Origin of the sequence: Altererythrobacter sp. KTW20L (assembly GCF_023501975.1) — a bacterium.
Classification (GTDB): Bacteria; Pseudomonadota; Alphaproteobacteria; order Sphingomonadales; family Sphingomonadaceae; genus Alteraurantiacibacter.
On the sequence record NZ_JAMFLH010000001.1, the window covers coordinates 150,994 to 172,754 of the forward strand.

Genomic DNA, 21,761 nt, shown 5'->3' on the forward strand with positions numbered 1-21,761 from the left:
TCAGGACTGAATATCAAGGGGCCGCTTCCGCAAGGAGGCGGCCCTTTTCGCTACGCCGCCTATTCCTTGGCGTCAGCCTTGCGCCACGGAAGGCGGCCTTCGATCTCGATCTCCAGGCTCACCGACAGGAAAGTGCGGATCAGCACGATCGCGCCCAGTACCAGCACGCTGTCCCAGGTCGGCCGCACCGCCACGGTCAGGATGATGTCGGCGGCGACCAGCAGCTCCAGCCCGATCAGGATCGACCGCCCCAGCGAACGGCGGAAGGCGGCGATAATGTCGCGCTCGCCCGCCAGCTCGGGTGGCCTGCCGATGCCAAGACTGCGCTTCACGAACAGCGTGAGGGCGATCAGCGTGCCCGTCACGATCGCCGCGATGCCCGCCAGTTCGAACCCGCGCGCGGTCCAGCGGGCAATTTCCAGCATGAAGTCTTCGGGTGTGGACATGTGCAGGCAACCCGCAGAACTGCGAGGCTGTTCCCTCCATGCCGGAACCATCCCAGCCCCCACCCGTCAGTCACCCGAAAGGAGGCGACCCATGTCCATCAAGGAAATGATCCGCGAGCATCCCCATGTGGGAAGCGATTTCAACGAGGAGCTGGCCGAGGCCGTGCGCCATGCAATGTATTGCGCGGCGATCTGCAATTCCTGCGCTGATGCCTGCAGCGCCGAGGACATGGACATGGCCGCCTGCATCCGCCTGTGCATGGATTGCGCGGACATTTGCACCGCGACCTACCGCGTGGCCAGCCGCCGCACATCGGGCAACGTCCGCGTCATCGAGGCGCAGTTGCGCACCTGCATCCCGGCGTGCGAGGCCTGCGCGATCGAATGCGAAAAGCACGACCACCCCCACTGCCGCCGCTGCGCCAAGATGTGCCGAGAATGCGCCCGTGACTGCCAGATTGCCCTGGAGGGGATGTTCGCGGCGGGTTAATTCTCCATGGTCGCCAGGCCACGCCGCTGCAACTCAGCGACCCATTCCTCGGCTGTAGGCATGACAGTGTGATCGACCCGTTCGGCGATCCTCCATTCCCCATCCACACGTACGAGCCGGTCATGATACTGGCCCGACAGCTCCGGCGTGGGCGATCCGCCCTCGCCGCGCATGACGAAAACGAAGCGGGACTTGGCCGTGGCCGTGTCGCCATCAACGTCGATCTCGAAATTGGAGATCTGGTGGAAGCTCGACAGGTTGACGAAATCGGGATCGGTTTCGCCGAACAGCCCGGTCAGCATTTCGCGGATTTCCACCCGACCCTCGCGCCGGGTTGACCCGTTGGCCCAGACGCCGTCTTCGGTAAACAGGCCGACATAGCCATCGTAGTCGCGCGCATCGAGATGGGCGGAATAGTCCGTGATAACCCGCTGGATCGCGGCGGTGTCTTCCAGCGCCTGGACCCGCGCTTCGAGCGCAGAGCTATCGCTGCACCCGGCCAAGGTAAATGATGCCGTCAGCACAGCAGCAATGGCGAATTTCATGGCAATTCCCTCCCGAATCATCCCACCGGGCGGGAGCTTAGCGCGTCACGCCGCCTTGCGCGCCTTTTCCAGTTTCTTGAGCGCCATCGAACGCTTGAGTCGGCTGAGGTGATCGATGAACAGCACGCCGTTGAGGTGATCCATCTCGTGCTGAATGCAGACGGCCATCAGCTCGTCCATTTCCTGCTCGTGCTGGTTGCCCTGCAAATCCTGCCAGCGGACGCGGCAGGCGGACGGGCGTTCGACATCGGCATAGATGTCGGGCACCGACAGGCAACCTTCCTGGTAGCTCTTGGTTTCCGCCGAGGGATCGAGGATTTCCGGGTTGATGAAAATCTGCGGTTCGCGCTTGGTCGGCTGGTGATGGTGGTGCGTGCCATCGTGATCGCACTCTTCGGGCTCGGCATCGGGATCATCGGGCTGCAGGTCGATCACCAGCACGCGCAGCGGAATGCCCACCTGGATCGCGGCGAGGCCAATGCCATGGGCGGCATACATCGTCTCGAACATGTCATCGACGAGGGTCTTCAGCTGGTCGTCGAAGGTATCGACGGGCTTGGAGACGGTTTTCAGGCGCGGATCGGGCGCTTCGATGATTTCTAGGATGGCCATGGGGCGCATTTAGTAGCGCTTGGCCCTGCTCGCAAGGCTCAACCCACCGGTCTTCTTGCCCGCAGCGCCTGGGCCAGTGTCCCCTCATCGAGATAATCCAGCTCGCCCCCCACCGGCAGGCCATGCGCCAACTGGGTGATGCGCAGCGGATAGCCTTCCAGCTTTTCGGCGATGTAGTGGGCGGTGGTCTGGCCTTCCAGGGTGGCGTTCATGGCGAGCACCACCTCGTCCACCCCGCCCGCGTCGACGCGCGCCACCAGCCGGTCGATCGTCAGGTCTTCGGGTCGCACACCGTCCATCGCCGAAAGCCTGCCGCCCAGCACGTGGTACCGCCCGGTAAACAGCTTGGCGCGATCGAGCGCCCAGAGGTCCGCCACGTCTTCCACCACGCACAGCTGCCGCGCATCGCGGCGCGGATCGGTGCAGATTGGGCACGGGTTGCTGGTATCGACATTGCCGCAGGTGTCGCACTCGACCAGCCGCTCTTTCACCGCACTGAGCGCCTCGATCACCTGGACCAGCGCGGTTTCGCGCCGCTTGACCAGCCACAGCACCGCGCGGCGCGCCGAACGCGGGCCGAGCCCGGGAAGCTTGGCCAATGCGCCTGCCAGCGCCTCGATCTCTTGCGATGCCATGTTGTGGAAGATAGGGCCGCCCTGAGGAAAGGCAAAGCCCCACATGCGGATCATCTACATGGGAACCCCGGAATTCGCTGTCCCGGCGCTGAAGGCGCTGGTGGCGGCGGGGCATGAAGTGGTTGCCGCCTATACCCAGCCCCCGCGTCCCGGCGGTCGGCGCGGCAAGGAACTGACGCCGACGCCGGTTCACCGGGCGGCAGAGGAACTGGGGATTCCCGTGCGCCATCCTGCCTCGCTGAAGGGTGCAGAGGAGCAGGCGGAGTTTGCCGCGCTCCAGGCCGACATCGCCGTGGTTGCCGCCTATGGCCTGATCCTGCCGCAGGCCGTGCTCGATGCGCCGCGCCTCGGCTGCATCAACCTCCACGCCAGCCTGCTGCCGCGCTGGCGCGGGGCGGCGCCGATCCAGCGGGCGATCCTGGCGGGGGACAAGGAAACCGGCGTGGGCGTAATGCAGATGGAAGCGGGCCTCGATACCGGACCGGTGCGGACTGAGGTGCGGACGGCGGTGGATGGCAAGACTACCGGCGAACTGACCGACGAGCTGGCGCAGATGGGCGCGACGCTGGCGGTCGAGGTGCTGGGCGATATCGACGCCTATCCCCCCGTGCCGCAGCCTGACGAGGGCGTGACCTACGCCTACAAGATCGACAAGACCGAAACGCGGCTCGATTTCAGCAAGAGCGCAGAACAGGTCGAGCGTAAGGTCCGTGCCTTCGCTCCTGCACCGGGTGCTTGGTTCGAGTTGGAAGGAGAACGATACCGGGTTCTCGCGGCTGAGCTTGCGAGGTTCCCCGGCCTCGCGGCTTATGGGGAAGGCTTCACCATTGACGACAGGCTCACCGTCGCCTGCGCCACCGGAGCGATCCGCCCTACTCAGGTCCAGCGCGCCGGTCGCCCCGCGATGGCGACAGCCGACCTGTTGCGCGGCCGTCCGATCCCCGCCGGAACGCACCTTTCATGACCCGCTTCGCCCTCACCCTGGAATTCGACGGCGGCCCGTTCATGGGCCTCCAGCGGCAGGATCACGGCCCGTCTATCCAGCAGGCGGTGGAAGATGCCGCGCGAGCCGTGACCGGCGAGGACGTGCGGATGCATGCGGCGGGCCGGACCGATAGCGGGGTCCATGCGCTGGGCATGGTGGCCCATGTGGAGATTGCCAAGCCCTTCGAGCCATCGCGCCTGATGGCCGCACTCAATGCCCTGCTGCGGCCAGATCCTATCGCGGTGATCGCCTGCGAGGCCAGGCCGGATGACTGGCACGCCCGCTTTTCCTGCATCGGGCGCGCCTACGAATACCGCATCGTCAACCGCCGCGCGCCGCTGACGCTGGAACGCGGCAAGGCCTGGGCTATCACCCGGCCACTCGATGCAGGCGCCATGCACGAAGCCGCACAGCACCTTGTCGGCCGGCACGATTTCACCACATTCCGCAGCGTTCACTGCCAGTCGCAAAGCCCGGAAAAGACGCTCGACCGGCTCGATATCAGCCGCGAGGGCGAGCATGTGATCGTGCGGGCCGAAGCGCGCAGTTTCCTCCACCACCAGGTGCGATCGATGGTTGGCACGCTGTCGCTGGTGGGCCTCGGCCAATGGCGGGTGGATCAGGTGCGCGAGGCGCTGGAGGCAAAGGACCGCGCGGCACTGGGCCTCAACGCGCCGCCAGACGGGTTGTATTTCGTGCGGGCGGTCTATCCGGACTAACCCGGCGGCTCTCCGCTCGGCGTGACCCGCAGGCCCTGCTGGTCCAGCCGGATGTCGAGCGGCACGCCTTCCACATCGGTCCTGATTGTCGCGCCCTGCTGGTCGATCGACAGCGTCGTGGCGCCATCTTCGGTCAGCGGGATATCGTCCAACCCTTCCACGTCGAGCGGCTGGACCGGTCCTCCGGGATCGGCCGATGCGGTCGGGCGCGGCGCGGGTGCGGTGCGTTCGCCCAGCGCCGCCGCCATGAAATCGCGCCAGATACGCGCCGGGACCGTGCCGCCCGAGACGCGGCCCAAGGGCGAGTTGTCATCGTTGCCAACCCATACGCCGACCACCAGCCGGTCCTCTCCCTCGCCCGCATAGCCGACGAACAGGGCGTCGCGGTTGTCCTGCGTGGTGCCGGTCTTGCCGAAGTTGGCGCTGCGCAGAACTGCCGCGCGCCCGGTGCCACGGTTGATCGCCTGGCGCAGCAGGGCCTCGATGTTTTCGTGCGTGCGGCCCGAGAAGCTGTCCGGCCCGTTCCACAGCCAGTCCCACCAGCCCTGTTCCGGCCGGGCGAAAGCGTGCGGTTCCACCGGGTACTGGTTGCCCGCCACCCCGGCATAGGCAGCGACGAGTTCCACCAGCGTCATGGTCGATGTGCCCAGCGCAAGGCTGGGATCGCCCCGGTCGAGCGGTGCGGTGATGCCCAGCGCGCGGGCCATGTCGATCACCGCTTCGTCCCCCACCTCCTGCTGCAAGCGCACGGCGGCCACGTTGGAGCTTTGGGCAAAGGCATCGGCCAGGGTGATCGTGTCGGAATAGGTGCCGTTGGAATTGCGCGGGCGGTATGATCCGGCGGTGAATTCGGCGTTGGAAATGGGATCGTCCGGCTCCCACCCCGCCTCCAGCGCGGCGAGATAGACGAACAGTTTGAAGGTCGAACCCACCTGCCTTTGAGCCTGGGTCGCGCGGTTGAACGGGCTTGTGGCATAGTCCCGCCCGCCGATCATCGCCACCACCTCGCCGTTGGGGCGCATGGCCACCAGCGCCACCTGCGCCCCACCCAGGCTGGCCCGCTGCACCGCCTGCCGGGCAATGTTCTGCAACCGCGAATCGAGCGTGGTGGTCAGCGTCTGGCTGATATAGCCGACCTCGCTGCGCAGGCGGGCTTCGGGCAGCGCCCAGTCGGCGAAATAGGTACCGGTCGGCAGGTTGTCGCGCTGGCGGCGCACGTCGAGGCCCGTCACCGGCATGGCATCGGCCTGTTCCTGCGTCAGGTAGCCGGCGGCCACCATGGCGTTGCGCACCAGCCGCATCCGCTCGGCCGCGCCTTCGGGGTTGCGGGTGGGCGCGAGGCGGCTGGGGGCCTGCAACAGCCCTGCCAGCATGGCCGCCTGTTCGGGCCGCAGGTTCTCCGGCTGGCGGTAGAAATAGTGCAGGGACGCGGCACGCAGACCGTAGGTGTTGTCGCCGAAATAGGCGTTCGACAGGTAACGTTCGAGGATCTCGTCCTTGCTCAGCCATGCTTCCAGCCAGAAGGCGATCAGCGCCTCGCGCGCCTTGCGGGTCAGCGTCTGCTCGGGGGTCAGGAAGGTGAACTTAGCGAGCTGCTGGGTGATGGTGGAGCCCCCGCCCACCCCGGTGAACAGCGCGCGCGCCACACCACGCGGATCGACGCCCCAGTGGCTATAGAACCGCCGGTCCTCGATCGCCAGGAACGGCTGGATCACATGGTCCGGCAGGTCCGCCACCAGCACCGGATCGTCCACCACCGCCCCGTTGCGGGCAATCGGCGTGCCGTCGCTCGCTAGCAGGGTGATCTGCGGGGGGGCAATCGGCTGGAGCGATTTGGACAGCGGCGCGGTGATCGCCAGATAGCCGACCAGCAGGATGAAAGTGAACAGCGCGCCTGCCACCCCTCGAATCGTCCACCACCAGCGGGTGCGTTTCGGCTTGGCGGGTGAAGAAGCGATGGCGGCCGACAGGCCGTCGTCCGCACCGCCGTCGGCAAAGGCGCCGGGATAAGTCGTCGTCGTCGGCGGCGGCGGGTCTTTTCCCTCACCCTGGAACAGCGGATGCCACGGCGCGGTTTCCAGCACCGAGCTTACCTCGCCCGGCGCCCAATAGCCGTCTTTCCCGCTTCGCTTGGACCGCAACCAGTTCATCGTGTCACTGTGTTATCCATTTAATACAGCGTTGGGTAGCCCCATTCCGCAGCCCCATTCAGTCTGGCGAAATCGATTTGCACTGATGACGGCACCAAAGTTATTTGCCATGCTCAATATTAACAAGGCCGGACACAACCGGCCAGGAGAGGACAATGCGCAGAAGAACTACCGCCCTTGTGGCGCTGGTGGGGGCATCCGTTGTCGCCACCGGAGCGGTCGCCCACCATTCCTTCGCCATGTTCGATCGCACGCGCACCACCACGGTCAGCGGCACGGTGCGGGAATTCCAGTGGACCAATCCCCACGCCTATATCCAGCTCACCAGCCGCGACAGTGCCGGGCGCGAAGTGGAATACAGCCTGGAGATGGGCGCGCCGATGTATCTCTACGCCCGCGGCTGGCGCCCGCGCACGCTGCGCCCCGGCTCGCAGATTTCGGTCGAACTGCACCCCTTGCGCAGTGGAGCGCCCGGCGGGGTCGTGCTCGAGGTCAACGATCTCCAGGGCAACCCGATTGGAACCAACCAGTGAGGGCCGCCCGGATCCTTGGTGCTGGAGCCCTTGCAGCGCTTTTCTGCTTGGCCCTTTCTCCATCGGCCATTGCCCAGGCCGATCCATCGCCGGAGGCCAGGACGGAAGCCTTTGCCGCACTGCCCTACTGGCCCGGTTACTGGGTATCGGAGTACCAGGCCGGGACCACGATCACCGGCCAGGCACCCATCGTCCGCGATCCGGAAGCCAATGCAACGGCGATTGCCAACATGATGAACCTGCGCGGCGACCAGGCTCCGTGGAACGAAGAGGGTCGCGCCCGCGTGGCGCAGGTGCGCGCCATCTCGGGCGGCAGAAAGGCCAGCGGCTGGGGCTACCCGATGATGATGAATGCGGCGACGCCCCTGCGTTTCCTCATCACGCCCGAAGAAACCATCATCATCAACGCGTACAACGAGGCGCGCTACATCTACACCGATGGCCGCCCCATGCCCGACGAAATGGACATGTGGGCGACCACCTACGGCACGTCGGTGGGGCGCTGGGAAGGCGATACACTGGTGGTGGAAACGGTGATGGTAACCAACCCATCCGACTATTTCCACGGTTCTCCGCCCTTGTCGGAAGAAGCCCGCTATGTCGAACGGATCCGCATGGATGGCGACCGGCTGGTTGCCGATTTCACCATCACTGATCCTGTCACCCTCACAGAGCCGTGGAACGTTTCGGTAAGCTGGGTGCGCGACGAAGGGTTCGACCGGATGATCGTGCTCGACTGGACCAACGACCGCACCGGCAACGAAGACGGCCTGAACACCATCGAACTCGCCCCAGTGGAGCAATAAGCCATGAAAACCGCCCTCACCGCGCTCGCCCTGCTGGTCCTTGCCTCGCCTGCCGCTGCGCAAGGCCTGCAGCCGGGCGAAGTGGCGACCGATATTCCCGCGATTGCCGGGGTCGTCTCGGGCGATGCCGCGTGGGAAACGGTGTGGACGGGTCCGATGACGGCCGACGGCATGTCGGTGTCGCCCGATGGCCTGCTGCTGTTCGCGCAGGAACAGAGCAATGCCATCTGGAAGCTGTGGCCCGACGGGCGCACCTTTGCCGAATACCCCTATGTGCTGGGCGCGGGCGCCGTGTCAGTGGACCGCACCGGCCGCGTGCTGGCGATCGAACGCGGTTGCACCGATCCGGGGCTCAACTCGCTCACCTGTTCGCAACCCAGCCGCGTTGTCGAACTGGGCGAGACGCGCCGGGTGATCGCGGAAACTTTCGCCGATGGGACAACGCTCGGTCGGTTGAACGACCTGCATTCCGATGGCCGCGGCGGGGCGTGGATCACGCAGGGCGAGCTATACCACGTGGCAGGCGATGGCACGGTGCGGATCGTGGTCGATGTCGAAGCCTTTTCCAACGGTGTCGCCACCAGCCCCGATGGCGGCACGCTCTATGTCACCGACCGCACCAACATTATCGCGGTCGATCTGGATGAAGACCTGCTGCCATCGAACCAGCGCCTGTTCGCCACCCTGTCGCGCGATACGCAGGGTTTCGGCGGCGATGGCATGGCGGTGGACGCCGATGGCCGGGTCTATGTCACCGGCGATGCGGGCGTTTACGTGTTCGCGGCCGACGGCAGCGAACTGGGCGTGATCCCCGCCCCGCGCCGCACCATCACGCTGGCCTTTGCCGGGCCCGACCGCGACCAGCTCTATGTCGGCGCGATGGGTGCGTCCGATCCCGCAGGCACGGCCTGGGCCCCGCCCGAAGGCGTGCGCAACGTGGCGATGACGATCTACCGCCTGCCGATGCTGGCGACGGGGCTGCGCTAGTAAACTCAGGCCGCTTTGGGAGAGGCCGAAAGTGTCTGCCACAGGTGTTCGAGCACGGCTTCGTGCAACGGCTGTTCGAAGGCGATCCCGGCGCGTTCGTCCTCCACCCACACCACCTCGCCCGCCTGCGAGGCAAGGCCCGGCAGTTTGACCAACACCCGTGCGCCCGGATCGGCATTGGCCCGCTTGCGATCGATCATGCAGCCGCCGTGCGACAGGTCCAGCACCTCAAGGTCCGAGGTCGAACCCGAAGAAAACCGGCACTTGGCCAGCAGTTTCGACGGCAGATCGGCAATTCGCCTGACGGGCATGGAGGGCTTCCTGTGCAGGATCGCGGACGGGATTGTCCGCAGTTCCCCCGCCTTAAGCCCGACCGCCCAAGCAAATCCTGACAAGCACCGTTTACGCCGTTTTAACCAGAATAAATCTGTTCGGGTAGCATGGATCCCGACGTAGGGCTGGATCGCTGGGCTGTCGATGTCCTGCGCAGCGGCTGGCACGGCAGCAATTATTCAGGGCACCGCCGTAAGGCGCGAGGGTAAGACGGTTCAATCACGTGCGCGAGCCATCCCGTTTCCCATGAAAGGGACGATCTATGCGTGCCCGTTCGGGCAAAGGGCTGTTCGCCGAGGCTTTGCCATGACCTGCGGTCTGGAAAGCACGAACCGGTAATTCAATACGAAAGATAGGTGACAATCTGCTGCCAGCGGTCCGGAATGGAAGGGTAACGTTCCGCATCGACTTCGGTGGGGAATTCCAAGGTGACGCTGCCGGCGGAGACATTATGTTCCACAAGCCGCAAATCCATGCCGTAAATGCGCCAAGAGCGGGTGGCATCGGCCGATGCGTCAAAAGGCAATTGCCGTGATGTGCCGTAATTGCCGTCAGTCACCGTATCGAAGTTTCGGCTTTTGCCTTGCTGCACCAAATCCACGAGGAAATGCACGCTGTTTCGCCGGACTGTGCGAAGCGTCACCACCACGGCGTCATCTTCCTCCGATACCGGCACATTCTCGCGGATCTGAAAAGCAATCGGGGTCAGCGACGGTCCGAGCAAGTAATCGTTATTCCCTTCGCCGACCACCAGCGTCCGATCGAACAACCCATCGCCGTCACTGTCCTGCAGACATCTTTGACTATCCGTCAGGCTGCGAACCAAGGCCCGCGTGGCAACGCCGCCGAACATGGCCCCCATCATGCCGCCCTCTAACGCGCGTTCGCCAGCTCGGCGCGGAGTGCAAAAGATATCCACCACATCGCTGCCGTCGCCGACGATTGAAAACTTGACCAGAGGCAAGACCGTACCTCGCGCCAAGGTACCGATTTCGCCGCCGACGGCAAAATCAACATCGCGGTCAAGCTCTACGGCATGCTCCCACAGCAGGGGCAAGCGCACCACTTCCTGTCCACGAGTAAAGGTTCTTTCGCCTCGCGGTGCCGCATTTGCCGCAAACACTTGGGCCGCCTCGCGCCACTTTGCGCCCGCCAATGCACTGCCAGAAGGAACTGTCAGCGCAACTACTCCAGTCAGCAAGCTTGCAATAATTCGAGCCTGCGGGAACACGCGCCACACCGGGCGGGTGGAGCACGGCATCACGCCTTGGCCACCACGCTCTCGGGCAGTTCCACGCCGAACACGCGCTGGTAGTATTCGGCCACCAGCGTGCGTTCCGCCTCGTCGCACTTGTTGAGGAAGGTGAGGCGGAAGGCGAAGCCGGGATCCTTGAAGATCTTGGTGTTTTCCGCCCAGGATATCACCGTGCGCGGGCTCATCACGGTGGAAATGTCGCCGTTGATGAAGCCCTGCCGCGTCAGGTCCGCCACGCGGATCATGTCGGCCACCAGCTTCTTGTCGAGATCGGTCTTGCTGCCGATAATCTCCCGCTCGGTTTCTTCCGGCAGGTAGTTCAGCGTGGTGACGATGTTCCAGCGGTCCATCTGGCCCTGGTTGATCGCCTGGGTCCCATGATACAGCCCGCTGGTATCGCCCAGGCCCACCGTGTTGGCGGTGGAGAACAGGCGGAACCACGGGTTCGGCCGGATCACGCGGTTCTGGTCCAGCAGGGTCAGCTTGCCCGCCTGTTCCAGCACGCGCTGGATGACGAACATCACGTCCGGGCGGCCGGCGTCGTATTCGTCGAACACCAGGGCGACCGGGTGCTGCAAGGCCCAGGGCAGCAGCCCTTCGCGGAACTCGGTCACCTGCAGGCCATCGCGCAGGACGATGGCATCGCGGCCGACCAGGTCGATACGGCTGATATGGGCATCGAGGTTGATGCGGATGCACGGCCAGTTAAGGCGGGCTGCCACCTGCTCGATATGGGTGCTCTTGCCGGTGCCGTGATAGCCTTGCACCATCACGCGCCGGTTGAAGGCAAAGCCCGCCAGGATCGCCAGCGTGGTGTCCGGATCGAACACATAGCTCGGGTCAAGGTCGGGCACGCGCTCGTCAGCCTGGCTGAAGGCGGGCACTTTCATGTCGATATCGACGCCGAAAGTCTCGCGCACGTCCACTTCGGTATCGGGGGCAGCCATCAGCGTGCCGTCGGATTCGGGGTTCAATGTGATCTCGTTCATTTCGCCCGATTGACTAGGGGGAGAGCCCGCAAGCCGCAAGGGCAAAGGGCGGCGATCCGGCCAACATGGCTGCTAGGGCACCCGCAAAGCCCGCGAAACCTGCCGGTTTGCGTCGCAGTGCAACAAGAAACAGCAAGATGAGACATCGTGCCCGCTGGTCGGCAACAAGCCCAAACCATAGGATTTGCGCCACTTCTTGGGGCAAGGAACCATCGCCATGCGCATACTTTTCAAGACCGGTGTCAGTCTGACGGTCATCACACTCGTCTGTCCCGTGGCCTCGCTCAGCGCCGAGGAAATCACGTTCAGCATCGAAGGCATGGGCGGCATTTCCGATGATGACGGCCTGACCACCGCCGGTTCTTCCGACTTCACCGGAGGTGCGCTGGGCAGCGTCAACTTTGACGGACCGGTGGAAATCCAGGTGGATGCTATGGGATTCAGCCATCGCGATGGCACGGCCATCGGCGGGGCGCTGCACACGGGCTTCCGCACCGCGGGCCAGACCTATCTCGGCATCTACGGTTCGCTGTCGGATGTCGGCCGGACCGGCGGGCTCGTGACCATCCGCGCGGGCGGCGAGGTCGAGCATGATTTCGGCGACTGGACGCTCAGCATGGTGGCCGGTTACGAGGACATCGACGATGTCACCACGCTGGTTTCGGCGACACCGACCCGCCTGACCTCCGAGACCTACGGCAGGCGTGGCCTGTTCGCCTTCAGCGACCTGATCCTCCAGCCGGGTAGCGACGGGGCGGCCTTTTCGGTTGGCCACCGCTATACCGGCGGCAGGCACGCCCTGGCGGTCGGCACGGCGCTGCCGGTCACCCGCGGGCTGTCGGTGACGGGCCAGGCCCGGCTGGGTGGCGGGGACTACACCGCCGGCCTGCTTGGCCTGAGGCTTGTCTTCGGCGGCGAGAACCCCGATCCCGGCAGGCTGCTGCAGAACCGCCTGATCGAAGACCTGTTCACGCCCGGCAACACCCGCCGCGTGACCACCGAGGACATTGTGCCGCCACCGCCACCTCCGCCACCGCCACCGCCTCCTCCTCCGCCTCCTCCGCCTCCTCCGCCTCCTCCGCCTCCGCCTCCGCCGCCTCCGCCTCCTCCTCCTCCGCCGCCGCCGCCGCCGGATGACGGGTGTGGTAGCTGTGGTGGATGTGGCGGCTATTGCAGCGCCTGACAGGTCCCGCCATTCCCGGCCCCTTGCCGACAGGTGAAGGGGCCGGGACGTGATTCGCATCTTGCTGGCATGGGAGGCGGGCGCCGGGCGCGGCCATGTGGTGACGCTGGCCCGCATCGCCCGCGCGCTCGAAGGTCTGGCGGTCTGCGATGCCTCTCTGGGCTGGATGGACCACGCGGCCGAAATCGCGCCCCATGTGGATCTTGCCTATCACGGCGCGCGGCTGCCCTATGATTTCGACGGGCATCGCGCCCGGCAGGCCCCGCCCAATGCCACCTGGGCCGACTACCTGCTCGATTGCCACTTTGCCGATCCGGAGAAGCTGCGCACCAACGTCGCCTGGTGGCTGGAAACGATGCAAGTGCGGCAGATCGACCTGGTTGTGGCCGACTATGCCCCGCGTGCCCTGATGGCGGCGCGGATCCTCGGCCTGCCGGCGCTTGCCATCGGCACCGGCTACGGTATCCCGCCCGCCACGCTGGAGAGTTTCCCGGTGTTCCTGCCGGAATACCCGCAGCGCGAGGCAGACGAGGCAGGGATGGTGGCGGCGATCAACCAGTCGCTCGCGCCGCTGGGCTACCAGCCAATCCGCTTCCTGCCCGAAATCTACGCCCGTAGCGGCGACCTGCTGCGCACCCTGCCCATGCTCGATCCCTATCGCGACTGGCGCGATCCCGCCGACTACCTGCCGCCGGTGGCAGACTATGCCGGGACGGCACCGGGCACGGGCCAGGAGATGTTCTGCTATTTTTCCAGTTACGAGCTGGAAAACCCTGCCCTGGTCGAGGCGCTGGAGACCAGCGGACTGCCGACATTCGGCTACCTGCCGGGTGCCAGCGACGCGGTACGCGCGCGGCTGGTACAAGCCGGTCTGGCGATCAGCGACCGTCCGCTACCCGTGGCAGAGATTAACGCCCGCGCGCGGGTGATGTTCACCAGCGGGCAGCACGGCATCCTGTCGCTCGGCATGGCAGCGGGCCTGCGGCAGGTGTTCCTGCCGCAACATCTCGAACACCTCTATATGTCGCGCAAGGCCGAGGAGCGGGGCGTTGGCCGCACGATCTGGCCGCGCAACCTGCCTGCAGCAGAGATCCTCGCCACCTTGCGGACCGCGTGGGACGATGCCGCGATGGAACGCAAGGCACGAGATCTGGCAGGCGAGCTCGCCGGAACATTCGTGACCGACGATGCTGCCCTGCTCCGCCAGCGGCTGGCGCCCTACCTTTAGCCGCTAGCCGTCCGCCTTGGGCGGCAGGTGGAACAGGTCCACGAAGCGCGCCGCCAGCTCCGCATCGCCACTGAACTCCATGCCCAGCACTTCGCTCACCGGCATTTTGCGATAGAAGTGCGCGGCAAACGGCATGGCTTCGGATGCACCGAACACCGCCTGCGCCCCTTCAATCCCTTCGCGCACAATCGGCATCGTGCCACCTGAAAGCCGCGCGCGGAAAGTCTGGCTGCCGACAACAAAGCCGACATCCGCCTCGACCTCATGCGCGCGCTCGCGGTCCAGCATGGTGCGAAACGACATCATCAGCGAGACCGGCGACAGCGGCAGGGTGGGATCGTGCCGCACTGATCGCGCAGCCCAGCGGCCCAGCTCCTGGATTACCGGTTCGGCCATATAGCCCCACGGCGTGAGCCCGTAGAGCTGCACCCGGGCGGGCGGCGGGAGCGCCGTGCGCTCTACCACGCCCGCCTGCTCCAGCCCCGCCAGCCGCTCTGTCAGCACCTTGGCCGATATGCCCGGCAGCGCCTGGCGCAGGTCGGTGAAGCGCACCGGGCCCAGCATCAGTTCTCGAACGACCAGCAGAGACCACCGCTCGCCGATCAGTTCCATGGCAAAGGCCGTGCCGCAGGCATCGTCATACCATCTGCCGTGTTCCGCTTGCGACGAGCTGGTTTCTTTTTGTAACTTCATGGTTGCTTTCAGTAACTGTCCGCTTCACAAATATCAATACGGCGATTCGGTCAGGGGTCGCCGCCATGCAGGAGGATCAACCCGTGCCAGCCCAACCACTCCCCACCGTTACCGCTTTCGACTGGGTGCCCGATTTCGCCCGCGGGCTGGTGCGCGATATCAAGGTCCGCTGGGCCATGGAGGAACTGGGCCTGCGCTATGGTGTCGAAATACTGCCCGCATTTGGCGAGCGGTCGGCAGACTATCTCGCGCGCCAGCCGTTCGACCAGGTGCCCGCCTTTTCCGATGGCCCTCTGGACCTGTTCGAAAGCGGGGCGATCCTGCTCTATCTGGCGCAGAAGCACCCCGGCCTGCTGCCCGCCGACGAAGGCGCGGCGTGGAAGGCAAGGTGCTGGCTGTTTGCCGCCTATGCCAGCGTCGAACCCTTCATCACCCGGCTGATCATCTATGACCTGTTCCATGCCGACAAGGCCTGGGCCAAGGAAGCGCGCGAACCCGCCGTGGCGCTGGTCCGCCAGAAGCTGAAGCGCGTGGCCGATGCATTGGGCGATGCCGAGTGGCTGGCGGGCATCTTCTCCGTGGCCGATATCGCCATGGTCACCACGCTGGAAAACCTGCGCGGCACCGCTCTTGTGGCAGAGCAGCCAGGGCTGGTGCGTTACATGCAGCGGGCCAAGGATCGCCCGGCCTTCCAGCGCGCACTCGATGCGCAGCTGGCCGACTTCACCGGTTCGCCCCCCGAAGGATGGGACAACTGACAGGATCGAACAGCAAGGAGGATTGCGATGTATATCCAGGGTTTCGTCGTGCCCGTTCCGGCCGACAAGAAGGAAGAATACCGCAAGGTCGCCCAGACTTTCGTCGATCTGATGAAGCCTCACGGCCTGGTCGAAGTGGTCGAGGCGTGGGAGGCCGACGTGCCCGACGGCAAGGTCACCGATTTCCGCCGCGCGGTGAAATTGGAGGAAGGCGAGAAGGTAGTGATCTCGTGGGTCATCTGGCCCGACAAGGCCACCAGCGATGCCGCGCACGAACAGATGACACACAACATGGGCATGGACATGGAAATGCCGTTCGATGGCAAGCGCATGATCTGGGGCGGGTTCGAGCCGCTCGTCGTTTACGGGAGGGACTGACCCATGGCAGGTGAATTCATCTGGTACGAACTGATGACGCCCGACCCCGCCGGGGCCGCCGCCTTCTATGGCGCCGTGGTGCACTGGACAATACCTGCCACCGGCGATGCCATGCCCAATGGTTCGAACTATCGCCTGATCACGCGGCCCGATGGCGGCACGGCAGGCGGTATGCTCGAACTGACCCCGCCGATGGTGGAGCACGGCGCGCGGCCCTTGTGGCTCCCCTATCTCCATACGCCCGATATCGAGGCCACGATCAACAAGGCCGTTGCCCTGGGTGCCAGCGTGCATATGGGACTGCAGGAACTGCCCGCAGGCCGCATGGCGATGCTGGGCGATCCCGGTGGGGCGCCGTTCTATGTGATGGATCCCACCCCGCCCGAAGGCCAGCCCGACGCCAAGAGCGACGTTTTCTCCGAAACCGCCACCCATCGCTGCGGCTGGAACGAGCTAGCCGCGCCCGATGAGCAGGCCGCGCGCGATTTCTACTCCGGCCTGTTCGGCTGGGAGAGCCCCGACGGGATGGATATGGGGCCGCAGGGCCGATATCACTTCGTTGCGCATGGCGGGCAGACACTGGGGGCGATCTATCGGCAGGGCAACGAAGAGGCGGGCTGGCGGTTCTACTTCCGCGTGCCCGACATCGATGCCGCCATTTCGCGGGTAACCGGCAACGGCGGTACCGTTATCGATGGCCCGCACGATGTTCCCGGTAACGACCGGGTGATCCTCGCCAGGGATCCGCAGGGGGCAACCTTTGGCCTGGCAGGAGCGATAGAATGAGCACAGCAAACCCCGCAACCATCTGCCTGTGGTTCCACAGCGGCGCAGGCGAAGCCGCGCGGTTCTATGCCGCCACCTTCCCCGACAGCTCGGTAGGGGTGGTGACCACGGCCCCCACCAATTTTCCCGGTGGCAAGGCGGGCCAGGAATTGACCGTGGACTTCACCGTGATGGGTATTCCCTGCATGGGCCTCAACGGCGGCGACGCCTTTACCCAGAGCGAGGCGTTCTCGTTTCAGGTCCATACCGACACGCAGGAGGAAACCGACCGCTACTGGAATGCCATCGTCGGCAATGGCGGCGAGGAAAGCGCCTGCGGCTGGTGCAAGGACAAATGGGGCCTGTCATGGCAGATCACGCCGCGCGTGCTGAGCAAGGCCCTGTCCAGCCCCGACGAAGCAACCCGTGCCCGCGTATTCCAGGCGATGATGACCATGCGCAGGATCGATATTGCCGCAATCGAGGAGGCGCTCGATGGTTGAGCCAGTATTCGAAATCTACGGCCATCCCTTCTCGTCCTACACGTGGAAGGCGCTGATCCCGTTCTATGCGCTGGATATCCCGTTCACCTTCCACGAGGTGATGCCCGGCGGGGACGACCTGGTTTCGTCGGCCAGTCCGCTGGGCAAATTCCCGCTATTGGTCGACGGCAATTCGGTGTTGTTCGAAGCCACGGTGATCATCGAACACCTGGCCGCCACCCTCCCGCAAGCGCGCAGCCTGATCCCGGCCGATCCGGCAGCGGCAGTCGAAGCTCGCATGTTGGACCGGGTGTTCGACCTGTCGATCCAGGGCAGTTCTTTTCCGGTGGTGGCTGCCTATATGGCAAGCCCGGATAACCCCGATCAGGCGGTAATCGTCAAGGCCAGGGCCGACCTCTTGCGCGCCTATGCCTGGCTGGAACGCTATCTGGAACGAAAGCCGATCCCCGCCGAAATCACCCTGGTCACCTGCGCGGCGGCACCGGCGCTGTTCTATGCCGACTGGATCGAGGAGATACCAGCCAGCGCCCCCAAGCTGCGCCAGTTCCGCGCCGACCTGCTGGCCTTGCCCGCCGTGGCCCGCTGCGTGGATGATGCGCGGCCGTTTCGCGGCTGGTTTCCGCCGGGTGCCCCCGACCGAGATTAGGTCTAAGGATCAAATAGATGACTGCCGAACTTGTCATTACCCGCCATATCGAAGCCGCGCCTGAAAAGGTTTGGGATGTCATGGCCAACCGCAAGGCCGAATGGTGGTGCCCCAAGCCCTGGCGCGCCGAATTCGATGTGGATGAACAGTGCCCGATGGGCCGCACTGAGGTGACCATGTATGGCCCCGATGGCGAAGTTCATCCGCACAACGGCATCTACCTCGCATTTGATCCGGGCAAGCGCTTTGCCTCGACCGATGCGATCGTGGGCGATCTCCAACCCGCCGGGCCGTTCATGATCGGCATCTGGGAAATCGAGCCCGAAGGCAGCGGAACCCGCTACACCGCCCGCGCCGGCCACTGGAAGGAAGCGGACGCCCAGAGCCACAAGGACATGGGCTTCGAGCATGGCTGGGGCGCCTGTGCGGACCAGTTGAAGGCTCTGTGCGAAGCGGATTGACCACCGCCAATGTTCCTGTATTGTTCTGATCAGACGCGAACCCGGAGTGCCTGCGATGGCGGACTATACCTTCTTCTTCAATCCGATGAGCCGGGCACGGATTGCCCGCTGGGCATTGCACGAAGTCAATGCCGATTATGAAGCGGTGTTGGTGGACTGGGGCCAGAAGCCTGCCGGCCTGCTCGCTGCCAATCCGATGGGCAAGCTGCCGACCATCATCCACCACACTGCCAGCGGCGACCATGTGGTGAGCGAAGGCGCGGCGGTTTGCCATTACCTGGCCGAGGCGGAAGGATCGGACCTGCTGCCCACGGCTGCCGAGAAGGCCAGCTATTTCCGCTGGCTGTTCTTCGCTGCCGGGCCGATCGAAGCCGCCACCACGGCACGCGCGATGGGCTGGGAAGTGCCGGAAGGGCAGGAAGGGACGGCCGGCTTCGGTACCTACGATCGCATGGTCGATACTCTCGACTGGTGGCTGTCGGGCAACCATTTTGCCTGCGGCGAGCGCTTCACCATGGCCGATGTCTATCTGGGCAGCCAGGTCAACTGGGGCGTGGAGTTCAAATCGCTGCCCGATCGGTCCAGCTTCGCCGCCTATGCGGAACGGGTCTGCGCCCGGCCCGCCTATCGCGAGGCGCTGGCAATTGATTTGGCCATGGTCGGCGAAGTGCAGCCGGAAGCCTGACCGGTCACGCGAAGGCGGCCGCCTTGCGCAGCAACTGGTAGGCTTCGACCACGCGCTGTAGTCGGTCCTCGTGCCGCCGGTCGCCGCCATTGCGATCCGGGTGGTACTTGCGCACCAGCTCGGAATAGCGGCGGCGAAGGCCCTGCCGGTCAGCCTCGGAACCCAGCCCCATGACCAGAAGCGCCTCGCGTTCGCGCGCGGTGAAGCGGACCACGTGGACGTGCTCTGCCGCCCGGCCCGCCGCCGCCCGGCGGATCTGGCCCGCCCGCGCGCCGATGGCATCCAGCGGATCGGTGAAATCGGACCAGCGCGGAACGCCGTCGATCCCGGCAGTGGGGCGAAAGGCGCGCACTTCGGTCTGCCAGCCGGCCACCGGCGATTGCGCGGCGATGATCTCCTCGCTGTCCATGCCTTCGAAGAAATTGTAACCTGCATTGAAGGCGCGCACATGGTCGAGGCAGAACCAGCGCCATTGCCCCGGACCGTCAAACCCGTGGCGGCGTTCACCCGGAGCCCGGAATTCGCCTTCCTCTTGGCAACCCGGCGCTTCGCAAGCGCGCCCCTGGCTGTCATACCGTCCGTGAAACCGTGCTTCGCCCATCCGCTTGAAAATGGGCCATGGGGCCCCAGATGAAAACCCCCACAGGAGTGAAAATATGCCCGGACCGCTGCAAACCGAGATGGAAATGCTGCTCAACCGCAAGCTCGGCCCCTCTCACCTTGAGGTGATCAACGACACTGCCAACCACCTTGGCCATGCAGGCGACGACGGCAGCGGCGAATCGCATTTCACCGTGGTGATCGAAAGCGCGGAATTTGCCGGCAAGAGCAGGCTGGAACGCCAGCGCATGGTCAACAGCGCACTGGGTGACATCCCCGGCACCCGCGTCCACGCCTTGGCGATCAAGGCGCGTGCTCCGGGAGAAGCCGCGTGATTACCGAGACCATAAACCCCGTCACCCACGACCTCGGCCAGTTCCAGGTGCGCCGCGTTCTGCCCAGCCGCAGCCGCACGATGGTGGGGCCGTTTATCTTCGTGGACCAGTTCGGCCCGGCCACGATGGACCTTGGCGCAGGCATGGACGTGCGCCCGCACCCGCACATCAACCTCGCCACGGTCACCTGGCTGTTTGGCGGCGAGCACGCGGGCGCGATCGAGCATCGCGACAGTCTTGGCACCTTTTCCACCATCCGCCCAGGCACGGTGAACCTGATGACGGCCGGCAAGGGCATCGTCCATTCGGAGCGATCCCCCGCCGACGAGCGGGACAAGGGCGCGCGGCTCTATGGCATGCAGACCTGGCTGGCCCTGCCCGATGGTCAGGAGGAGATCGACCCCGCGTTCGAGGCGGTGAGCGACCTCCCGCTGATTGAGGATGGCGGAACCCGCGCCACGATCATCATGGGCAGCTTGTGGGGTGCGAGCGCGCCGACCACAACTCACGCCCAGACGATCTACGCCGAAATCAACCTCGCCCCCGGCGGCAGCCTGCCAATCGACAACAGCGCCGACGAACGCGCGGTCATGCTGGTGGGCGGTGAAGCCACGCTCGATGGCACGGCACTGGAACCCTACACCCTCCACATCCTCGCGCCCGGCGCTACGATGCGGCTATCATCGGCCAGTGGCGGCAAGGTGATGCTGCTGGGCGGCGAGGCTTTTGCTACCAAGCGCCACGTGTGGTGGAACTTCGTCTCGTCCGATCGCGAACGGATCAATCAGGCCAAGCATGACTGGAGCGAAGGCCGCTTCCCGGTGGTGCCGGGCGATGCAGAGGAATTCATCCCGCTGCCCGAAGTCGCCAAGACGGTGAGCTACCTCTAGTTGCGGGTAGCCGCCGGACCCGAGCGGATGGATGAGTAGTCTTCCTCCGCGCGGCGCATCTGGGCGGTTCCATCGGCAATCAGGCGCTCTCCGGCAATCCGCGATGCATCGGCTTCGCGCAGCCGGGTTTCCTCTCTCGTGAGGTCGGTGCGGGCCTTGGCGATGCGGCTGCGGGCCTGTTCGGCCTGGCGGTTGCCCTGCTCGACCATGCGCGTACCGCGGTTGACGCTGTCCTGGCCCGATGACCAGGCATCGCCATAGTCGGCAATGGCAGCGCCGCGTTCGGAAATGCGCTCGCCTGCTGTCATCGGGGCCGAGCCACCGGTAGCGCAGCCTGCAAGCAGGAGCGCGGAAAGGGCGGAAAGCGAAAGGATTGAACGGGTCATGATGGAATTCCTGCAGGATTGGTCGAATGAATACGAACCACCCTGTTGGATCCATATAATCACGATAGAATTTTCGGTGACGCGGATTAACGGACGGTACGCTATCCGGTTCCCGATAAAAGTCATGGATGACGGCGCCCTCGGGTGCCGCTAGGTAGCGTCGCCATGAAGCACATTGCATTTGCTGCGGCTCTCGCTGCAACCCTCGCCGCCGCTCCCTCAGCTGCCCAGCAGCGGCAGGACGTCACCCAATCCTCGGCATGGTTCAACCGCCAGCAATCGGCGCTGGCCGAGCTTTCGCCGGATGATGGCTGGGCGGTGCTGGAAGGCGGCGTGCGTTTTCGCCGCGTGGCAGGCGAAGGCACCGGCCCTGCCCCCACCCTGCGCGATATCGTCAGCGTGCATTACAGCGGCAGGCTGACTAACGGCGCGGTGTTCGATTCCACCGATGGCGGCGATCCGGCCACTTTCCCGCTGGGGCAGCTGGTGCGCGGTTGGCAGGTGGCGATCCCCTATATGGGCGTGGGCGACACGGCGGAAATCGCCCTGCCCGCCGAACTGGGATATGGCCCGCGCGGCGCAGGCCCGATCCCGCCGGGCGCGACCTTGTTTTTCACCATCGAGCTGGTGGACATGATGGTGCCGCCGGGGCGGTGAGTTCCAGATCCTCCCTGTCGCGAAGCGATGGGGAGGTGGCAGCGCGTAGCGCTGACGGAGGGGTGTTCAGGCGGTTGCGCCCACCCCTCCACCACCCTTCGGGCGGTC

At 65.2% G+C, this 21,761-nt stretch carries 29 protein-coding genes; 18 read left to right on the forward strand and 11 right to left on the reverse strand.

The window, feature by feature from the left end:
* Positions 1-59: 59 nt before the first annotated feature.
* Positions 60-446, reverse strand: a complete 387-nt coding sequence (locus M3P36_RS00780) for a DUF1622 domain-containing protein (protein ID WP_249698238.1) — start codon at positions 444-446, stop codon at positions 60-62.
* 91 nt (positions 447-537) lie between these two features.
* Between M3P36_RS00780 and M3P36_RS00785 the strand changes: the two genes are divergently transcribed.
* Entirely contained in the window at positions 538-936 is a 399-nt protein-coding gene (locus M3P36_RS00785) for a four-helix bundle copper-binding protein (RefSeq protein ID WP_249698241.1), read from the forward strand.
* Here the strand turns inward: M3P36_RS00785 and M3P36_RS00790 are convergent.
* From M3P36_RS00790 to recR, 3 genes are read right to left on the reverse strand one after another with little or no spacing between them, the layout of a single operon-like run.
* Positions 933-1,481 (reverse strand): nuclear transport factor 2 family protein, encoded by a 549-nt coding sequence (locus tag M3P36_RS00790; protein WP_249698244.1) that lies wholly within the window; start codon positions 1,479-1,481, stop codon positions 933-935. The genes M3P36_RS00785 and M3P36_RS00790 overlap by 4 nt on opposite strands.
* A 45-nt stretch (positions 1,482-1,526) precedes the next feature.
* On the reverse strand, positions 1,527-2,093 hold the full coding sequence (gene def / locus M3P36_RS00795; protein WP_249698253.1) for a peptide deformylase: 567 nt from the start codon (positions 2,091-2,093) through the stop codon (positions 1,527-1,529).
* Positions 2,094-2,131: 38 nt separating this feature from the next.
* Complete coding sequence (gene recR / locus M3P36_RS00800; protein ID WP_249698261.1) at positions 2,132-2,728, reverse strand: recombination mediator RecR; 597 nt, start codon at positions 2,726-2,728, stop codon at positions 2,132-2,134.
* 43 nt (positions 2,729-2,771) lie between these two features.
* On the opposite strand from recR, the gene fmt reads away from it, so the two are divergent.
* A complete protein-coding gene (fmt, locus tag M3P36_RS00805) occupies positions 2,772-3,692 on the forward strand; it encodes a methionyl-tRNA formyltransferase (RefSeq protein WP_249698273.1) in 921 nt (306 codons plus the stop codon).
* Positions 3,689-4,432 (forward strand): tRNA pseudouridine(38-40) synthase TruA, encoded by a 744-nt coding sequence (gene truA, locus M3P36_RS00810; RefSeq protein ID WP_249698282.1) that lies wholly within the window; start codon positions 3,689-3,691, stop codon positions 4,430-4,432. The genes fmt and truA overlap by 4 nt, the downstream gene beginning before the upstream one ends.
* On the opposite strand, the gene M3P36_RS00815 is transcribed toward truA, so the two are convergent.
* Positions 4,429-6,582 carry a transglycosylase domain-containing protein gene (locus tag M3P36_RS00815; protein ID WP_249698292.1) on the reverse strand — a complete coding sequence of 718 codons (2,154 nt, stop codon included), beginning with the start codon at positions 6,580-6,582 and terminating at the stop codon, positions 4,429-4,431. The two genes, truA and M3P36_RS00815, sit on opposite strands and share 4 nt — an antisense overlap.
* Positions 6,583-6,737: 155 nt before the next feature.
* Here M3P36_RS00815 and M3P36_RS00820 point away from each other — a divergent pair, with 155 nt between their 5' ends.
* The 3 genes from M3P36_RS00820 to M3P36_RS00830 are packed head-to-tail and all read left to right on the forward strand — an operon-like array spanning position 6,738 to position 8,908.
* Positions 6,738-7,115: a DUF6152 family protein gene (locus tag M3P36_RS00820; protein WP_249698295.1), complete on the forward strand. Its 378-nt coding sequence runs from the start codon at positions 6,738-6,740 to the stop codon at positions 7,113-7,115.
* A 47-nt stretch (positions 7,116-7,162) separates the two neighbouring features.
* Entirely contained in the window at positions 7,163-7,921 is a 759-nt protein-coding gene (locus M3P36_RS00825) for a hypothetical protein (RefSeq protein ID WP_249698297.1), read from the forward strand.
* Positions 7,922-7,924: 3 nt separating this feature from the next.
* Positions 7,925-8,908, forward strand: coding sequence for an SMP-30/gluconolactonase/LRE family protein (locus M3P36_RS00830; RefSeq protein ID WP_249698308.1), 984 nt, complete (start codon positions 7,925-7,927; stop codon positions 8,906-8,908).
* Positions 8,909-8,913: 5 nt separating this feature from the next.
* Here the strand turns inward: M3P36_RS00830 and M3P36_RS00835 are convergent, their stop codons facing one another.
* The 3 genes from M3P36_RS00835 to cobS form a co-directional block, all read right to left on the reverse strand.
* A complete protein-coding gene (locus M3P36_RS00835) occupies positions 8,914-9,219 on the reverse strand; it encodes a PilZ domain-containing protein (RefSeq protein ID WP_249698310.1) in 306 nt (101 codons plus the stop codon).
* A gap of 362 nt (positions 9,220-9,581) precedes the next feature.
* Positions 9,582-10,481: a hypothetical protein gene (locus M3P36_RS00840; protein ID WP_249698312.1), complete on the reverse strand. Its 900-nt coding sequence runs from the start codon at positions 10,479-10,481 to the stop codon at positions 9,582-9,584.
* Between the two features lie 20 nt (positions 10,482-10,501).
* Complete coding sequence (gene cobS / locus M3P36_RS00845; protein ID WP_249698322.1) at positions 10,502-11,485, reverse strand: cobaltochelatase subunit CobS; 984 nt, start codon at positions 11,483-11,485, stop codon at positions 10,502-10,504.
* 217 nt (positions 11,486-11,702) lie between these two features.
* On the opposite strand from cobS, the gene M3P36_RS00850 reads away from it, so the two are divergent.
* Positions 11,703-12,668 carry a hypothetical protein gene (locus M3P36_RS00850; RefSeq protein WP_249698324.1) on the forward strand — a complete coding sequence of 322 codons (966 nt, stop codon included), beginning with the start codon at positions 11,703-11,705 and terminating at the stop codon, positions 12,666-12,668.
* Between the two features lie 49 nt (positions 12,669-12,717).
* Positions 12,718-13,896 carry a glycosyltransferase gene (locus M3P36_RS00855; RefSeq protein WP_249698326.1) on the forward strand — a complete coding sequence of 393 codons (1,179 nt, stop codon included), beginning with the start codon at positions 12,718-12,720 and terminating at the stop codon, positions 13,894-13,896.
* 3 nt (positions 13,897-13,899) lie between these two features.
* On the opposite strand, the gene M3P36_RS00860 is transcribed toward M3P36_RS00855, so the two are convergent.
* Positions 13,900-14,589 (reverse strand): winged helix-turn-helix transcriptional regulator, encoded by a 690-nt coding sequence (locus M3P36_RS00860; RefSeq protein ID WP_249698328.1) that lies wholly within the window; start codon positions 14,587-14,589, stop codon positions 13,900-13,902.
* An 83-nt stretch (positions 14,590-14,672) separates the two neighbouring features.
* Between M3P36_RS00860 and M3P36_RS00865 the strand changes: the two genes are divergently transcribed.
* The 7 genes from M3P36_RS00865 to M3P36_RS00895 are packed head-to-tail and all read left to right on the forward strand — an operon-like array spanning position 14,673 to position 18,785.
* Entirely contained in the window at positions 14,673-15,347 is a 675-nt protein-coding gene (locus tag M3P36_RS00865) for a glutathione S-transferase family protein (RefSeq protein ID WP_249698330.1), read from the forward strand.
* A 27-nt stretch (positions 15,348-15,374) separates the two neighbouring features.
* Positions 15,375-15,725, forward strand: a complete 351-nt coding sequence (locus tag M3P36_RS00870; RefSeq protein WP_249698332.1) for a DUF1428 domain-containing protein — start codon at positions 15,375-15,377, stop codon at positions 15,723-15,725.
* Between the two features lie 3 nt (positions 15,726-15,728).
* Entirely contained in the window at positions 15,729-16,511 is a 783-nt protein-coding gene (locus M3P36_RS00875) for a VOC family protein (protein WP_249698333.1), read from the forward strand.
* Positions 16,508-16,993 carry a VOC family protein gene (locus M3P36_RS00880; RefSeq protein ID WP_249698336.1) on the forward strand — a complete coding sequence of 162 codons (486 nt, stop codon included), beginning with the start codon at positions 16,508-16,510 and terminating at the stop codon, positions 16,991-16,993. Before M3P36_RS00875 ends, M3P36_RS00880 begins: the two co-directional genes overlap by 4 nt.
* Complete coding sequence (locus M3P36_RS00885; protein WP_249698338.1) at positions 16,986-17,639, forward strand: glutathione S-transferase family protein; 654 nt, start codon at positions 16,986-16,988, stop codon at positions 17,637-17,639. Before M3P36_RS00880 ends, M3P36_RS00885 begins: the two co-directional genes overlap by 8 nt.
* Positions 17,640-17,656: 17 nt before the next feature.
* Complete coding sequence (locus M3P36_RS00890) at positions 17,657-18,100, forward strand: SRPBCC domain-containing protein (protein ID WP_249698348.1); 444 nt, start codon at positions 17,657-17,659, stop codon at positions 18,098-18,100.
* A gap of 55 nt (positions 18,101-18,155) precedes the next feature.
* Complete coding sequence (locus tag M3P36_RS00895; protein WP_249698352.1) at positions 18,156-18,785, forward strand: glutathione S-transferase family protein; 630 nt, start codon at positions 18,156-18,158, stop codon at positions 18,783-18,785.
* A 4-nt stretch (positions 18,786-18,789) separates the two neighbouring features.
* On the opposite strand, the gene M3P36_RS00900 is transcribed toward M3P36_RS00895, so the two are convergent.
* Positions 18,790-19,386, reverse strand: a complete 597-nt coding sequence (locus tag M3P36_RS00900; protein WP_249698354.1) for a J domain-containing protein — start codon at positions 19,384-19,386, stop codon at positions 18,790-18,792.
* A gap of 55 nt (positions 19,387-19,441) precedes the next feature.
* Here M3P36_RS00900 and M3P36_RS00905 point away from each other — a divergent pair, with 55 nt between their 5' ends.
* Both M3P36_RS00905 and M3P36_RS00910 read left to right on the forward strand, forming a co-directional pair.
* On the forward strand, positions 19,442-19,720 hold the full coding sequence (locus tag M3P36_RS00905; protein ID WP_249698356.1) for a BolA family protein: 279 nt from the start codon (positions 19,442-19,444) through the stop codon (positions 19,718-19,720).
* The gene (locus tag M3P36_RS00910; RefSeq protein ID WP_249698357.1) at positions 19,717-20,610 is read left to right on the forward strand and encodes a pirin family protein; all 894 of its coding nucleotides are present in this window, start codon (positions 19,717-19,719) and stop codon (positions 20,608-20,610) included. Before M3P36_RS00905 ends, M3P36_RS00910 begins: the two co-directional genes overlap by 4 nt.
* Here M3P36_RS00910 and M3P36_RS00915 read toward each other — a convergent pair.
* Positions 20,607-20,996 (reverse strand): hypothetical protein, encoded by a 390-nt coding sequence (locus M3P36_RS00915; RefSeq protein ID WP_249698359.1) that lies wholly within the window; start codon positions 20,994-20,996, stop codon positions 20,607-20,609. The two genes, M3P36_RS00910 and M3P36_RS00915, sit on opposite strands and share 4 nt — an antisense overlap.
* Positions 20,997-21,161: 165 nt before the next feature.
* On the opposite strand from M3P36_RS00915, the gene M3P36_RS00920 reads away from it, so the two are divergent.
* Positions 21,162-21,653 carry an FKBP-type peptidyl-prolyl cis-trans isomerase gene (locus M3P36_RS00920; protein ID WP_249698361.1) on the forward strand — a complete coding sequence of 164 codons (492 nt, stop codon included), beginning with the start codon at positions 21,162-21,164 and terminating at the stop codon, positions 21,651-21,653.
* Positions 21,654-21,761 lie beyond the last annotated feature (108 nt).